Annotated in this window: 12 protein-coding genes; 9 read left to right on the top strand and 3 right to left on the bottom strand. The window is 71.7% G+C overall.

Annotated elements, in window-relative coordinates; all coding sequences use genetic code 11:
• Nucleotides 1–38: 38 nt before the first annotated feature.
• Together T398_RS14015 and dapB are read left to right on the top strand one after the other, a co-directional pair.
• A complete protein-coding gene (locus T398_RS14015) occupies nt 39–1,406 on the top strand; it encodes a M16 family metallopeptidase (protein ID WP_496447388.1) in 1,368 nt (455 codons plus the stop codon).
• Between the two features lie 135 nt (nt 1,407–1,541).
• Entirely contained in the window at nt 1,542–2,315 is a 774-nt protein-coding gene (gene dapB / locus T398_RS14020) for a 4-hydroxy-tetrahydrodipicolinate reductase (RefSeq protein ID WP_496447270.1), read from the top strand.
• Between the two features lie 50 nt (nt 2,316–2,365).
• Here dapB and T398_RS14025 read toward each other — a convergent pair whose 3' ends face one another.
• Nucleotides 2,366–2,962, bottom strand: a complete 597-nt coding sequence (locus T398_RS14025) for a GNAT family N-acetyltransferase (protein WP_496447271.1) — start codon at nt 2,960–2,962, stop codon at nt 2,366–2,368.
• A gap of 35 nt (nt 2,963–2,997) precedes the next feature.
• Between T398_RS14025 and T398_RS14030 the strand changes: the two genes are divergently transcribed.
• The 6 genes from T398_RS14030 (at nt 2,998) to T398_RS14055 (ending at nt 9,818) form a co-directional block, all read left to right on the top strand.
• A complete protein-coding gene (locus T398_RS14030) occupies nt 2,998–4,236 on the top strand; it encodes a glycosyltransferase 87 family protein (RefSeq protein ID WP_496447273.1) in 1,239 nt (412 codons plus the stop codon).
• A 10-nt stretch (nt 4,237–4,246) separates the two neighbouring features.
• On the top strand, nt 4,247–5,476 hold the full coding sequence (locus T398_RS14035; RefSeq protein ID WP_496447275.1) for a winged helix-turn-helix domain-containing protein: 1,230 nt from the start codon (nt 4,247–4,249) through the stop codon (nt 5,474–5,476).
• Nucleotides 5,473–6,075: a DUF2752 domain-containing protein gene (locus T398_RS14040; protein ID WP_496447276.1), complete on the top strand. Its 603-nt coding sequence runs from the start codon at nt 5,473–5,475 to the stop codon at nt 6,073–6,075. The genes T398_RS14035 and T398_RS14040 overlap by 4 nt, the downstream gene beginning before the upstream one ends.
• Before the next feature lie 285 nt (nt 6,076–6,360).
• On the top strand, nt 6,361–7,104 hold the full coding sequence (thyX, locus tag T398_RS14045) for an FAD-dependent thymidylate synthase (protein ID WP_496447389.1): 744 nt from the start codon (nt 6,361–6,363) through the stop codon (nt 7,102–7,104).
• Nucleotides 7,105–7,150: 46 nt separating this feature from the next.
• The gene (gene dapA / locus T398_RS14050) at nt 7,151–8,077 is read left to right on the top strand and encodes a 4-hydroxy-tetrahydrodipicolinate synthase (protein ID WP_496447277.1); all 927 of its coding nucleotides are present in this window, start codon (nt 7,151–7,153) and stop codon (nt 8,075–8,077) included.
• Nucleotides 8,078–8,129: 52 nt separating this feature from the next.
• Nucleotides 8,130–9,818 (top strand): ribonuclease J, encoded by a 1,689-nt coding sequence (locus T398_RS14055; RefSeq protein WP_496447279.1) that lies wholly within the window; start codon nt 8,130–8,132, stop codon nt 9,816–9,818.
• Nucleotides 9,819–9,853: 35 nt separating this feature from the next.
• Here T398_RS14055 and T398_RS14060 read toward each other — a convergent pair whose 3' ends face one another.
• Together T398_RS14060 and T398_RS14065 are read right to left on the bottom strand one after the other, a co-directional pair.
• On the bottom strand, nt 9,854–11,488 hold the full coding sequence (locus T398_RS14060; RefSeq protein WP_496447281.1) for a YbjN domain-containing protein: 1,635 nt from the start codon (nt 11,486–11,488) through the stop codon (nt 9,854–9,856).
• Nucleotides 11,485–11,961: a type III secretion system chaperone family protein gene (locus T398_RS14065; RefSeq protein WP_496447283.1), complete on the bottom strand. Its 477-nt coding sequence runs from the start codon at nt 11,959–11,961 to the stop codon at nt 11,485–11,487. Before T398_RS14065 ends, T398_RS14060 begins: the two co-directional genes overlap by 4 nt.
• 112 nt (nt 11,962–12,073) lie before the next feature.
• Here T398_RS14065 and T398_RS14070 point away from each other — a divergent pair, with 112 nt between their 5' ends.
• A complete protein-coding gene (locus tag T398_RS14070) occupies nt 12,074–14,539 on the top strand; it encodes a DNA translocase FtsK (RefSeq protein ID WP_496447285.1) in 2,466 nt (821 codons plus the stop codon).
• The last annotated feature ends 63 nt before the right edge of the window (nt 14,540–14,602 follow it).

A 14,602-nucleotide genomic window follows, 5' to 3' on the forward strand; every position in this document is an offset into this window, starting at 1 on the left:
GGACCGTCTCCGTACCGTCCACACCGGAACGACGGGGGGTGGCCGCGGTTCGGGGTGCCCCCGACGGCGCGGCCAGCCGCGCCGTAACCCGTACGCTCAGCGACGACCCGTTGGGTGGCACGGTCCGCCGGACCGTGCTCCCCAGCGGGCTGCGGGTCCTCACCGAGGCCATCCCCGCGATGCACAGCGTTTCGTTCGGCATCTGGGTGTCGGTCGGCTCCCGGGACGAGACCGGCCCCCAGTCCGGTGCCGCCCACTTCCTTGAGCACCTGCTGTTCAAGGGGACACACCGGCGGTCGGCACTGGAGATCTCGTCGGCGATCGAGGCGGTCGGCGGCGAGACCAACGCCTTCACCACGAAGGAATACACCTGCTACTACGCGCGGGTGCTCGACGACGATCTGCCCCTCGCCATCGACGTGATGTGCGACCTGGTCGCCGACTCGGTGCTGACCCCGGAAGACGTGGAGGTCGAGCGGGGCGTGATCCTCGAGGAGATCGCCATGCACGACGACGAGCCCGGTGATGAGGTACACGACCTCTTCGCCCGGGCCGTCTACGGTGAGCACCCGCTCGGCCGGCTGATCTCGGGGACGGAACAGACGGTCAGCCCGATGACCCGGCGACAGATCCAAAGCTTCTACCGGCGGCACTACACCCCGCCCCGGATCGTCATCGCCGCCGCCGGGAGCCTTGACCACTCCAGCGTGGTCAAGCTGGTCCGGCAGGCGCTGCAGGGCACGCCCCTGGACACCGACCCGGCGGCGCCCGCAACGTACCGGAGCGCCACCCCGGCGGTACGCACGCAGCCGGCGACCACCCTGGTGGGGCCGAAGGAGACCGAGCAGGCGCACGTCGTGCTCGGCTGTGCTGGCATCGATCGGCGGGATGAGCGTCGGTTCGCCCTCGGGGTGCTGAACAACATTCTCGGCGGCGGCATGTCCAGCCGGCTCTTCCAGGAGATCCGCGAGCAGCGGGGGCTGGCCTACTCGGTCTACTCCTACGCCAGCCAGCACGCCGACAGCGGCCTGTTCTCCGTCTACGCCGGCTGTGCGCCGGGTCGCGCCAGCGAGGTGTTGGAGTTGATCCGCGCGGAGTTGGCCCGGATGGCCGCCGACGGACTCACCGCCGCCGAGCTGGCCCGGGGCAAGGGCATGAGCAAGGGCGCGTTCGTGTTGGGCCTGGAGGACAGTGGTTCCCGGATGAGCCGGCTGGCCAAGGGGGAGCTGCTCTACGGCGAACTGATGCCGGTGCACACCCTGTTGGCCCAGGTGGACGCGGTCACCCTGGCCGACGTGAACGCGCTCGCCGCGGAGTTGCTGAGGCGCCCGATGTCGCTGGCGGTGGTGGGTCCGTTCGGCGAGTCCGACTTCGCCGCCGGAGTGACCCCGACCACCCCCGCCTGACCACCCCGCCCTCGCCAGCTCCGAATCGCTGCCCCAGCCGGAGCACCGGCACCGGAATTCCGGGCCCCGGTCCATCGGGCTACCCCGACCACACCCGGGCGATGCTCGTGTCCCGGCTGGGATAGGTTGTCGGCTGTGACTGACGAGCAGGACAAGAGCGCGGACGAGCCACTCCGGGTCGGTGTGCTGGGCGCCCGTGGCCGGATGGGCATCGAGGTGTGCAAGGCGGTGGACGCGGCCCCCGACATGGAGTTGGTGGCCATGGTCGACCAGGGCGACTGGTTGTTCAACGCCTCCGACGCCGGAGCCGAGGTGATCGTCGACTTCACCACCCCTGACGTGGTCATGGACAACCTGCACTGGTGCATCGACCAGGGCATCAGTGCCGTGGTCGGCACCACGGGCTTCACCGAGGCGCGGCTGGAGCGGATGCGCGGCTGGCTGGCCCGGAAGCCGGGGGTGGGCGTGGTCGTCGCCCCCAACTTCGGCATCGGGGCGGTGCTGATGATGCAGTTCGCCGAGCGGGCCGCCCGCCACTTCGAGTCAGTCGAGATCATCGAGCAGCATCACCCGCGCAAGCTGGACGCGCCGAGTGGTACCGCGACGCACACCGCCCGCCTGATCGCGGCGGCCCGTGCCGCCGCCGGTCAAGGTCCGGCACCGGACGCCACCCGGGACGAGGTGGCCGGTGCCCGCGGCTGCGACATCGACGGCGTACGCGTGCACTCGGTCCGCGCCACCGGCCTCGTCGCCCACCAGGAGGTGCTCTTCGGCACCACCGGCGAGACGCTGACCATCCGGCACGATTCGTACGACCGGGCCTCCTTCATGCCCGGCGTGCTGCTGGCTGCCCGCGAGGTGCGCAACCGGCCCGGCCTGACGGTCGGCCTGGACGCCCTGCTCGACTGAGCGGATCGCCCCGGGCCGGCAGCGAAGCGGGCCGTCAGGGAGTCGGGTCGTCAGGGAGTCGGGTCGTCCGGGAGTCGGGTTGGCTCCGCGGGGACCGCGACGTGTAGTCGCAGCTGGGCGACCAGCATGTCATCTACGTCCAACGCGCGGGTCGCCCCGTCCGGCTCCCACCCGGTGCCGGTCAGAAACCCCCGGGTCGCCGCGTCGGCGTCGAACGCCCACGCCACGGCGTGGGTGAACCCGTCATCACGCCAGTGGTCCACCGCCGCGGCGAGTAGCCGGCTGCCGTGCCCGCGCCGGCCCCAGCGCGGCTCCACCAGCAGGTCGGTGACCGCGACGACGTCCGGACCCAGCGCTTCGGCGGGCTCGCCGGGTGCCTGGGCCTCGACGTCGGCCGGGCCGGAGGCGGCGAATCCCACCAGATACGATTGCTCGGCCTGTTCGACGGCGACCAGCACCCGGTGGGCGGCCGAGGGCGGCTCTTGCACCGCTGCGGTCCACCGCTGGGTCAGCCACTCCTCGTCGAGGTTCGCGAGCACCTGCCGGGGCAGGATGCGGCGGTACGCGACCCGCCAGGTTGCGAGTTGGATGCGTGCGATATCGCCGGCGTCCTGCGGACGCGCCGGGCGGACGTACCCGAGAGCCATGGCACGAAAGCCTACGCAGGGTGGAGGAGGCGACGATGGCGCAGGGTGCCAAGCGGACGGTCAGACAGGCGACCGGTGTGGTCGGGCTCGCTGTCGGGGTGGCCCTGTTCCTGTCCGTGGCGGCCGCGCGGCACGGGTTTTTTGACCTTGGGGTCTACTACGGCGCGATCCGTTACTGGGCGCACGACGGCGGAGAGATCTACGACTTCCTGCGCCCGTTCACCCAGTACGGCTTCACCTATCCGCCGTTCGCAGCCCTGGTCATGCTGCCGATGGCGTACGTCTCCTGGACCGTGGCGATCGTGCTGAGCGTCTCCGCGAGCGTGGTGGTCACCCTGGTGCTGCTCTGGTGGCTGCTGGACCCGATCTCGCGCCGCGCTGGCTGGACCCGCTGGTTTGCCATCGCGGTGGCGCTCTGCCTCGCCGCGGCGTACGAGCCGATGCGGGAGACGGTGAACTTTGGCCAGGTCAACATGCTGTTGCTGTTTCTGGTGGCGGTTGATCTACTGCGGCTACTGCCTTCGGGGAGCCGGTGGGCCGGGGCCACCATCGGCCTGGCCACCGCGATCAAGCTGACCCCGGGGATCTTCATCGTCTACCTGCTGGTGACGGGGCGCTGGCGGGCGGCGGTCACTGCGATGGGTACCGCCGCCGGCACGACCCTGTTCGCCGCGGCCCTCTTCCCGGACGCCTCCCGGGTGTTCTGGACCGAGGCGCTGTGGAACACCAACCGGGTGGGCGAGCTCTCCTTCGTCTCCAACCAGTCCCTCCGTGGGGTGGTGGCCCGGCTGAATCCGGAGGATCCGAGTACCGTCGCCTGGTTGGTGCTGGTGGTGGTGGTACTGGCGCTCTGGGTGTGGCGGGCCCGGTCCGCGGTGGCGGTCGGTGACGAGGCGACCGGGCTGGCGTTGACCGGTGTGCTGATGTGTCTGGTCAGCCCGGTCACCTGGGTGCACCATCTGGTCTGGCTGCTGCCGGCGCTCATCCTGTTGGTGGACAACGCGATGGCCGCGCCCGCCGGCAGCCGTCGGCGGCGCCGGCTACTGGCGGCCGTGGGCATCGCGTACGCGTTCCTGATCAGCCGGATCGTGTGGGCCTGGGAGCGGGACTTCACCGGGATCGACGGCTTCCTCGGCAGCAACACGTACGTCTGGATCAGCCTGGCCCTGCTGGCGTTTCTGCCGATCCGGACCGCGACGCACCAGACCGCGGTCGGGACGGCCGGGCAGGAGGAGGCGGGCCAACCCCGAAGCGGTGTCGTACCGGTGACCTAGTGTCCCCGCGGTGACCATGCCGGAATCGCTCTCGCTCGCCCAAGCCCGACGGATCGCCCTGGCGGCCCAGGGTTTCACCGACCCGGCGCCGACTGGTGTGCCCACCCGCCGGCACCTGCGTCGCGTGCTGGACCGGGTCGGCCTGATCCAGCTGGACTCGGTCAACGTGCTTCAGCGGGCGCACTATCTGCCGCTCTACAGCCGCCTCGGCCCCTATCCGACGGCGCTGCTCGACGCGGCCGCGTACCGCCAACCCCGTGATCTTTTCGAGTACTGGGGGCACGAGGCGTCGCTGGTGCCGGTCGCGTTGCAGCCGGCGCTGCGCTGGCGGATGGCGGGCGCCCGTAGCCAGTCCTGGGGCGGCATGCGCCGGATCGCCGAGGAGCAGCCGGAGCTGGTGGCGTGGGTCCGGGACGAGGTAGCGGCCCGCGGGCCGATCACCGCCGCGGAGATCGAGCACGACGCTGAGCGAGTGACCGGCAACTGGGGCTGGAACTGGTCGGCGACGAAGCGGGCGCTGGAGTACCTGTTCTGGTCCGGCGAGGTGGCGGCCGCCGAGCGTACGACGTCCTTCGCCCGCCGTTACGCCCTGCCCGAGCAGGTGCTGCCGGCGGCGGTGCTGGCGGCGCCCACCCCGAGCGACGCCGAGGCGTACCGGACGCTGGTGGCCGTGGCCGCCCGCTCCCTCGGCGTGGCGGCGGAGCCGGAGCTGCGGGACTACTTCCGGTTGCCGCTGGCGCCGGCGCGGGCGGCGATTGCCGAGCTGGCGGAGGCGGGGGAGCTGGTTCCGGTAACCGTGTCCGGCTGGCGGCAGCCGGCCTGGCTGCACGCCGAGGCCCGACTGCCCCGTTGGGTGCGGGGCAACCGGCTGGTCAGCCCCTTCGACCCGCTGGTCTGGGAGCGGGACCGCACGCGGCGGTTGTTCGATTTCAGCTACCGCATCGAGATCTACGTCCCGGCGCCGAAGCGGGTGCACGGCTACTACGTGTTGCCGTTTCTTCAGGGGGAGCGGTTCACGGCCCGGGTCGACCTGAAGGCCGACCGGAAGAGCGGTGTACTCCGCGTGCCGGCAGCGTGGCAGGAGCCCGGCGTTGAGGCGGGTGAGACGGCCCTCGCGCTCGCCGCCGAGTTGTACCGGCTCGCCGGCTGGCTGGGTCTGGCCGCTGTGGCGCCACCGACGGCAGGTGACCTGGCGGTGCCGCTGGCCGCTGCCCTGAGGTGCGTGGCAGGTGTACCGTGATCGACGTGACGAGCGTTGACGGGCCGCAGAGCCGGGCCGCCGCGGCGACTGATGCTGTTGGCCAGCGGTCTGCGGGTGCAGCCCTGCCGCCGGATGGCCCGCCGCCGGACGGCTGGCCGGTGGAGGCGGCGCCGGTCTATCCGGCTCCGCAGCCGGACCGACTGACCCGATTCGTGCTCCGTCTCCAGCAACGCGCGCCTCGGTGGGCAGTGCCGCTGGCCGCCCTGGGCTGTATCGGCGCCGGCATCGGCTACACGCTGATGATCGACCCGACCCGGTCCACGCCGGATGCGGCCCCCACCTGTCTGCTCAAGCTGACGAGCGGGCTTGACTGTCCGGGCTGTGGTGGCACCCGGGCCCTCTGGTACCTGCTGCACGCCGACCTGCCGGCCGCTGCCCGACACCATCTCCTCCTCGTCTTCGCGCTTCCCTTCCTGGCGTACCTGTTCGTGGCGTGGGCGGGTCGGCAGGCATTCGGGTGGCGGCTGCCCGAAATGCGGATCAGCAACAAGGTGATCGGGGTTTTCCTGGGCGCCTGGTTGGCTTTCTCCGTGGCGCGTAACCTGCCCTGGGCGCCGTTCACCGCGCTCTACGTCTGACCGGCTCGGCATCTCGGCCCCCCACCCTTCGGATACCCCGTTCTCGCCGCTGTCGAGCTGCCCCGTCGGTGAGGTCTGGCACCTCCGGTCGCTCGTGGCGGTAGGCGCAGCGTGGCGCTCGCCACACGCCACCCGCCGGTCGCCCGCTACCTTCGTTGCGCCGGTGCTCGCGTTGTGCCTGCCCGCACCATGGGAAGTGCTGCGGCCAAGCCCGCTCCCCGCCGACTGCGGGGTCCGATTTCCGTCGGCACCGGTCGCGCCACTACAGTCGCAGGAATGCCGGACATGGTGCAGCCCCAGGTCAAACTCATTGCGTGGACCCAATTCGCGGCCCCAGACGACGTTGGGTGGTCGACTGACGCCGACGGGGGGCAGGCGCTCGCGGAGTTCGCTGGGCGGGCCTGCTACCAGAGTTGGAAGAAGCCAAACCCGGCGACGGCGACCAACGCCGGCTACCTCGCCCACATTCTCGAGGTGGGCCACCTGAGCGTGCTGGAGCACGGCTCGGTGAGCTTCTACTTCACGGGGGTGTCGCGGTCGCTCACCCACGAGTTGATCCGGCATCGGCACTTCTCGTACTCGCAGCTGTCCCAGCGGTACGTGCCGGAGCGGGACGCGGCGATGGTGGAGCCGGCCGTGATCGCCGATGACCCGGAGCTACACAAGCGGTTCGTGGAGGCCGCCGAGGCGAGCGTGCGGGCGTACACCGAACTGCTGGAGGGCCTGGAGCAGCGCTTCACCGACGAGCCCAACGCCACCCTGCGGCGTAAGCGTGCCCGGCAGGCGGCGCGGGCGGTGTTGCCGAACGCCACCGAGACCCGCATCGTGGTCACCGGCAACTACCGGGCGTGGCGGCACTTTATCGGCATGCGGGCGACCGAGCACGCCGACGTGGAGATCCGGGAACTGGCGGTGGAGTGCCTCCGCCAGCTGCAGGGGGTGGCCCCGAGTGTCTTCAACGATTTCGTGATCTCCGCCCTGCCCGACGGCACCGAGGTGGCGACCAGCCCGCACGCGGAGGTGTCCTGAGCCCTTCCCCGTCGGGGGCTCCGAGGCCGTCCGCTAGGTTGGACGCATGACGAGTGACCTCCCCGACACCCCCGCCCGGACGGCCTCCCGGCCGTTCGGGCGGGTGCTCACGGCCATGGTGACACCCTTCGCCGCCGATGGTGCGCTCGATCTGGATGGTGCGGCCCGGTTGGCGAACTACCTGGTCGACGAGCAGGGCAACGACGCGGTGGTGGTCAACGGCACCACCGGTGAGTCGCCGACCACGACCGACGCGGAGAAGGAACGCCTGATCCAGACGGTCGTCGCGGCCGTCGGTGACCGGGCCAAGGTGGTGGCCGGGGTCGGCACCAACGACACCCGGCACACCGTCGAGCTGGCCGCCGCCGCGGAGAAGGCCGGAGCGCACGGCCTGCTGGTGGTGACCCCGTACTACAGCAAGCCGCCGCAGGCGGGCCTGGTGCGGCACTTCACCGCGGTGGCCGACGCCACCGGATTGCCGGTGATGCTCTATGACATTCCGCACCGCGCCGGGGTGGCGATCGAGACCGAGACGCTGGTGCGCCTGGCCGAGCACGGGCGGATCGTCGCGGTGAAGGACGCCAAGTGTGACCTGACCGCCACCAGCTGGGTGGCCAGCCGGACGGGTATGGCCTTCTACAGCGGCGAGGATTCGCTTCTGCTGCCCGCGCTGGCGGTGGGTTCGGTCGGCGTGGTTGGCACGTCAACCCACTTCACCGGGGCGCGGACCCAGGAGCTGATCCGGGCGTTCGACGCGGGGGACAACGCCACCGCGCTCGCCCTGCACCGCCGGCTGCTGCCGCTGTACACGGGCATCTTCCGGGCTCCCGGCACGATCCTGGTCAAGGCCGGCCTGGCGGCGAAGGGACTGCCCGCCGGTCCGGTCCGTTCCCCGCTGGTGGACGCCACCCCCGACCAGCTCGCCCAGCTCCGCGCCGACTGCACGGCGGCGGGCCTGGACCTCCCTGAATGAACGAACGACACGACGGACGCCGGGTGACGGCGTCGCAGAATGAGGTGAACGCGTGACCGAGGCGCGAATCGAGACAGAACTGCCGCCGCCGCTGCCCGAGGGTGGGCTGCGGATCATTCCGCTGGGCGGGCTCGGCGCCATCGGTCGGAACATGACCGTCTTCGAGTACGACGGGAAGCTGCTGGTCGTCGACTGCGGTGTGCTTTTCCCGGACGTGGAGCAGCCGGGCGTGGACCTGATCCTGCCCGACTTCGCCCCGATCCTGGACCGCCTCGACGACGTGCAGGCGATCGTGCTCACGCACGGCCACGAGGACCACATCGGCGCGGTGCCGTACCTGCTCGCCCACAAGCCGGACATCCCGCTGGTCGGTTCGGAGTTCACCCTCGCCCTGGTCGAGGCGAAGCTCGCCGAGCGGCGAATCCAGCCGTACACGCTGACGGTGCGGGAGGGCGGTCGGGAGCAACTGGGCCCCTTCGAGTGTGAGTTCTTCGCGGTCAACCACTCGATCCCGGACGCGCTCGCCGTGGCCATCCGCACCCCGGCCGGCCTGGTGCTGCACACCGGTGACTTCAAGATGGACCAGCTCCCGCTGGACGGCCGGATCACCGACCTGGCCGGCTTCGCGCGGCTCGGCGCGGAGGGGGTGGATCTGCTCCTGTCCGACTCCACCAACGCCGAGATTCCCGGCTTCGTCACGCCCGAGCGGGAGATCGGCCCGGTGCTCGACTCGATCTTCGCCAAGGCTCGGGGCCGGATCATCGTCGCGTCGTTCGCCTCGCACGTGCACCGGGTCCAGCAGGTCTTCGACTCGGCGGCGGAGCATGGCCGCAAGGTGGCCCTGATCGGCCGGTCGATGGTGCGCAACATGGGCATCGCCCGCGACCTCGGTCTGCTGAACATCCCACCCGGCCTGGTCGTCGGGCTTGACGAGGCCACCAGCATGCCGCCCGACCAGATCGTGCTGATGTCGACCGGTAGCCAGGGCGAGCCGATGAGCGCGCTGGGCCGGATGGCCAGCGGTGATCACCGGCACATCACCATCGCCCCCGGCGACACCGTGGTGCTCGCCTCCTCGCTGGTGCCCGGCAACGAGACTTCCGTCTTCCGGGTGATCAACCGGCTGGCCCGGGCGGGCGCCGTCGTCGTGCACAAGGACGTGGCCAAGGTGCACGTCTCCGGGCACGCCCCCGCTGGCGAGCTGCTCTACCTGCTCAACATGGTTCGGCCGAGCAACCTGATGCCGGTCCACGGGGAGTGGCGGCACCTGCGCGCCCACGCCCGGCTCGGCGTCGAGTCCGGGGTCGCCGCCGACCGGGTGGTGCTCTGCGAGGACGGCGACGTGGTCGACCTGGTCGAGGGGCGGGCCAGCGTGGTCGGACGGGTCAAGAGCCGATACGTCTACGTCGATGGCCTCGCCGTCGGGGACGTGTCGGAGTCGCTGCTCACCGAGCGGCGGATCCTCGGCGACGGCGGGTTCATCGCGGCCACCGTGGTGGTCGACTCGGTCACCGGGAAGGTGGTCGGTGGGCCGACCGTCTCCGCGAAGGGCTTCTCCGAGGACCCGGAGGCGTTCAGCCCGGTGGTGCCGTTGATCACCGAGGCGCTCAACCGCGCGGCCTCCGAGGGCATCACCGACCCGCACCAGCTGCAGCAGATCGTGCGGCGCACGGTGGGGCGGTGGGTCAACGACGCCTACCGCCGTCGGCCCATGGTCGTGCCGAACGTGGTGGAGGTCTGAGCCGAGGCGCGGCAAGGTCGGGGAGCCGGCTCGGGTCAGGGCAGCTCCGCGACCGCGTCGGCGTACGCCGAGCCGGTGCGTACCGCGGCGGCCAGCAGCACATCCAGCTGGGTGGGCGCGACCCCGTGGGACAGGTCGGTGCTGACATCACCGGCCAGCACCAGCTCGGCGCCGGAGTCGTGCACGTACGCCGTCGGTAGCAGCCGGTCCTGGTTCCAGGCGTTGCAGAACGCGTACGCCTCGGCGCGCCGGTCGGCGGGCAGCCGGCGACTGGCCACGGCACGTACGTGCAGGACCTCGCCGCGCTCGCCGGCCCGCCGTACCTGGATCAGCGCCTCGCCCCAGCGCCCCACGACGGTGTCCGTGGCGTCCAGGATGTATTTGTCGCCGCGCCGGTCCAGGGCGTTGGTGATCGCGGCCAGGCTGAGCGGGGCGGGCTGGTCGGCCGGTTGGTCGTCCGGCTCGGGGTCGGGTTCGTCGTCGTCCGGGCGCTCGAACGGCAGCGCCACCGGGTGGGCCAGGGCCCGTTCGGCCGCGCCCCGCTCGTCCAGCCAGGAGGCGACCCGCCCGGACTGGTGCCCGGTGCCGTTGCGCGCGTCGAAGCTGCCGGCGAGCCTGGTGGCCAGGTCGGTCAGCGCGGCCCCGAGGGTGGCGAGGTCGAGGTCGGCCGCGGGCCGTTGCCCGTACGCGGGGCGGTGCACCCGCTGCTCGCCGAGGTCGGCCGCGACAGCGACCCCGCACACCAGCGCCCCGGCGGCGGCGAACTCCATCGCGGAGAGCTCGTCGGGAGCCCGATCCAGCCGGGGCAGCTGCTCGGTGAGGACGGCCAGGCCGCGGACCGGGTTCCCGCTGAGCGCGCAGAAGCGCAGGTGTGCCGCGAGGCACGCGAAGCCGGCCCGTTCGCGTCGGTGCCGCTGGTACGCGTGCACGTGCGCCGCCGCGGCCGTTTCGGTCGCGCCGACCCGGAGCCACGGGAGCATCCCGGCGGCGAGCCCCCGCTCGGGTGCCCTGGTGCAGTCGTCCGGGTTCACCCCGGCCAGGAGGTCCAGCGCGGCGGACCACTCCTCCCACCCGGCGAGCAGCTCCGCCTGTCGGACGGCGGCGCAGCTGAGGCAGCCGTCGGCCGGGGTGGCGGGCGCCGCTACCCAGCGGTCGTACCAGGACCGGGCGGTCGGCTCGTCGCCGAGGTGGTCCGCGATCCGGCAGTAGAGTTCGGTGGCGGTCGCGGTGTCGGCGGCGCCGAGGTCGTCGAGGAGGTCCCGGGCCTGGTCCAAGCCACCACGCGGGCTGCCGAGCAGGGCTTCGACCGCGTACCGCCGGTAGCGGGCCAGGGTTTCGTGACCGTCGCGCGGCAACAGGTCGGGCCGCCGGTCCACGGCGGCGAGGCAGCGGCGGACCGGTTCGATCAGGCGCCACCGCTCTTCGTCGAGCAGGTAGGTCTCGATCAGCGCGAGCCGGGCCGCCAGCGCCGACTGGTCGTCGCCGGCGGCGTCGGCGCGCGCGGCGATCCGCTCCAGCTCGGCGCTGCGGGTCTCGCCGTCGGGGGAGTCCCGGGCGTCGGCCAGCTCCTCGGCGAGGGGGCGGTCGTCCCGCCCGGGTCGTTGGCGCCGTGGTGGCCACCCCGGCCAGCCGAACTCGTCCAGCCCGCGGCCGCCGGGCTGCCCGATCACGACCGCACCCCGCCGGGTAGCCGGTCCACCTCGGCGGCGAGCTGGCAACCGGTGGTGATGCCGCGGTCGAGGAGCCGATCGAGTTGGTGCGGGGTCACGCCGCGTTCGAGGTCGGTGATGATCTCCCCACAGATTCGCGCCCGACCGTCATCTTCGACGTGTACGAACGCCTTGGGCCAGAGCCGGTCGTGGTTCCAGGCGTTGCAGAAGGCGTGCAGCGCGGGGACGTACTCGATCGCGAAGGTGGGTGCCACGACGGTGCGTACCTGGAGCAGCTCGCCGGCGGTCCCGGGCCGCAGGAACCAGATCAGGCTGTCGGCCCACCGGCCGACCAGTTCCCCGGCCGGGTCGGTCTCCACCGCGTAGCCCCGCTGGGTGAGTACGGTGGCGACCAGCTCATTGGTGAGTGGGCTCAGGGCGCCCGGGTAGCCGCCCAGGAGGCGGTCCGGAATGTCCCCGGTCGGCGACGCCATGCGGCATCCCTTCTGAGGCGAATATCACGACCGGCGGCGGATTCGCGTGCCGACGCGCGGACACGACCTGGAATAGCGGCGATCCGCCGGGTACCGCCGCTAGGTTGATGCTATGGCGGGCCGTACCTCTCAGGCGAGTCGGCGACGCGGCGCGTCGCCGCGAGGCAACACGAACAACCGTGCCCGGCAGCCGGCGAAGAAGCCCCGCGCTGCCGCCAAGCGTCGTCCGCCGGCCCGTACCAGCCCGGCTGGTTCCGTGGGCCGGGCGCTCGGGGCACTGTGGATGGGCCTCGCGCACGGGGTGGGCTGGTCTGTTCGCGCCGCCGGCCGGCAGGCCGCCGCGGCCCGTGGCCTCGACCCCGAGCACCGGCGCGACGGCGTCGGGCTGCTGGTGCTCGGCGTCGCGTTGCTCAGCGCGGCCAGCATCTGGTTCGAGAAGGCCGGACCGGTCGGGGAGCGGCTGGCCGACACCGTACGGCTGTTCCTCGGTGCGATCGCCGTCGTGGTGCCGGTGCTGCTGATGATCGGTGCCTGGCGGCTGATGCGGGAGCCGACCGCGCCGGAGCACCGGGGGCGGGGGCCGGTCGGCTGGGGGGCCATGCTGTTGGCTACGGCCGCGCTGCTGCACATCGGGCAGGAGCCGACCTCGCAGGCGCAGCGGGACTTCGCGGGCGGCCTGATCGGTGCGGGGGTGGGGAGCCTGCTGGAGCGGGCGGTGACGGCCTGGGTGGCCGTGCCGCTGCTGGTGCTGCTCCTGGTCTTCGGGCTACTGGTGGTCACCGCGACCCCGATCAACAAGATTCCGGAGCGGCTCGGTCTGTTGGCCGGCACGGTGGTCGGCACCCCGGCCGGCGCGGAGGCCACCGAGGAGGCCGCGGCGGAGACCGGCAAGCCGGTTCGCAAGCGTGCGGCGAAGCGGACGCCGCCAGCATCGCCGGACCCGGCCGACTTCGCCGACGACCTGGCGGGCGCGGATCTGCAGGAGACACTCGTGCTGCCCCGCAAGTCGTCGGCGAAGGTGCCGGCCAGTCGGAAGCCGGCGGAGCCGCCGGAGCACTCGCCGCTGCCCACCCGGGCCGAGCAGCTCGCGTTGACCGGGCTGGCGGGCGACTACGCGCTGCCCCCGGCGACGTTGCTGGGCAGCGGTGCCGCCCCCAAGAAGCGCAGCCGGGCCAACGACGAGGTGATCGCCGCGTTGACCGGGGTGTTCGAGCAGTTCGACGTGGACGCCGCAGTCACCGGTTTCACCCGGGGGCCGACGGTGACCCGGTACGAGGTCGAGCTGGGCCTCGGCGTCAAGGTGGAGCGGATCACCCAGCTCTCGCGCAACATCGCGTACGCGGTGAAGTCGCCGGACGTGCGCATCCTCAGCCCGATCCCGGGCAAGAGCGCGATCGGGGTGGAGATCCCGAACACTGATCCGGAGAATGTCGCCCTCGGCGATGTGCTGCGCTCCCGGGCGGCCACCGGCGACCATCACCCGATGGTGGTCGCGCTCGGTAAGGACATCGAGGGTGGCTACGTGGTGGCCAACCTCGCGAAGACGCCGCACATTCTCATCGCGGGGGCCACCGGCGCGGGGAAGTCGAGCTGCCTGAACTCACTGCTGGTCTCGCTCCTGACCCGGGCCACCCCGGACGAGGTACGGCTGCTGTTGATCGACCCGAAGCGGGTCGAGATGACCGGCTACGAGGGGATCCCGCACCTGGTCACACCGATCGTGACGAACGCCAAGAAGGCAGCCGACTCGCTGGAGTGGGTCGTGCGCGAGATGGACATGCGCTACGACGATCTGGCCGCCAACGGGGTTCGGCACATCGACGACTTCAACCGCAAGGTGCGCAATGGTGAGATCACGGCCCCGCCCGGCAGCGAGCGGGAACTGCGGCCGTACCCGTACCTGCTGGTGATCGTGGACGAGTTGGCCGACCTGATGATGGTCGCCCCGCGCGACGTGGAGGACTCCATCGTCCGGATCACCCAGCTCGCCCGGGCCGCCGGCATTCACCTGGTGCTCGCCACCCAACGTCCGTCGGTGGACGTGGTGACTGGCCTGATCAAGGCCAATGTGCCGTCCCGGCTCGCCTTCGCGACCTCGTCGTTGGCGGATTCCCGGGTCATCCTGGATCAGCCGGGTGCGGAGAAGCTGCTCGGTCGCGGTGATGGTCTCTTCCTGCCGATGGGTGCCTCCAAGCCAGTGCGCATCCAGGGCGCGTGGGTGACCGAGGGGGAGATCGCCGATGTGGTCCGGTTCTGCAAGGAGCAGCGGGAGCCGGAGTTCCGTTCGGATGTGCTCACCGTGGCCCAGGAGAGCAAGAAGAAGATCGACGAGGACATCGGCGACGACCTGGACCTGCTGGTGCAGGCGGTGGAGCTGGTGGTGACCTCGCAGTTCGGCTCCACCTCGATGCTGCAGCGCAAGCTGCGGGTCGGTTTCGCGAAGGCGGGTCGGCTGATGGATCTGATGGAGACCCGCGGCGTGGTGGGCCCGTCCGAGGGCTCCAAGGCCCGGGATGTGCTGGTGAAGCCGGACGAATTGCCGGAGGTTCTGGCCGGCCTGCGCGGCGGCGAGGACTGACCGGGACCGTCGTCGTGCCTGACGGATCGGTCTGGCCCCGATGCCGGTCGGGGTCGGTCCGGT

Source organism: Salinispora goodfellowii, assembly GCF_059570675.1.

Bases quoted from the DNA above. Each gene is read 5' to 3' on its own strand.
- T398_RS14065 (WP_496447283.1), bottom strand. From the start codon at position 11,961: ATGGCGTCGCCGACCGGGGACATTCCGGACCGCCTCCTGGGCGGCTAC.
- T398_RS14030 (WP_496447273.1), top strand. From the start codon at position 2,998: ATGGCGCAGGGTGCCAAGCGGACGGTCAGACAGGCGACCGGTGTGGTC.
- dapA (WP_496447277.1), top strand. From the start codon at position 7,151: ATGACGAGTGACCTCCCCGACACCCCCGCCCGGACGGCCTCCCGGCCG.
- T398_RS14025 (WP_496447271.1), bottom strand. From the start codon at position 2,962: ATGGCTCTCGGGTACGTCCGCCCGGCGCGTCCGCAGGACGCCGGCGAT.
- T398_RS14070 (WP_496447285.1), top strand. From the start codon at position 12,074: ATGGCGGGCCGTACCTCTCAGGCGAGTCGGCGACGCGGCGCGTCGCCG.
- thyX (WP_496447389.1), top strand. From the start codon at position 6,361: ATGGTGCAGCCCCAGGTCAAACTCATTGCGTGGACCCAATTCGCGGCC.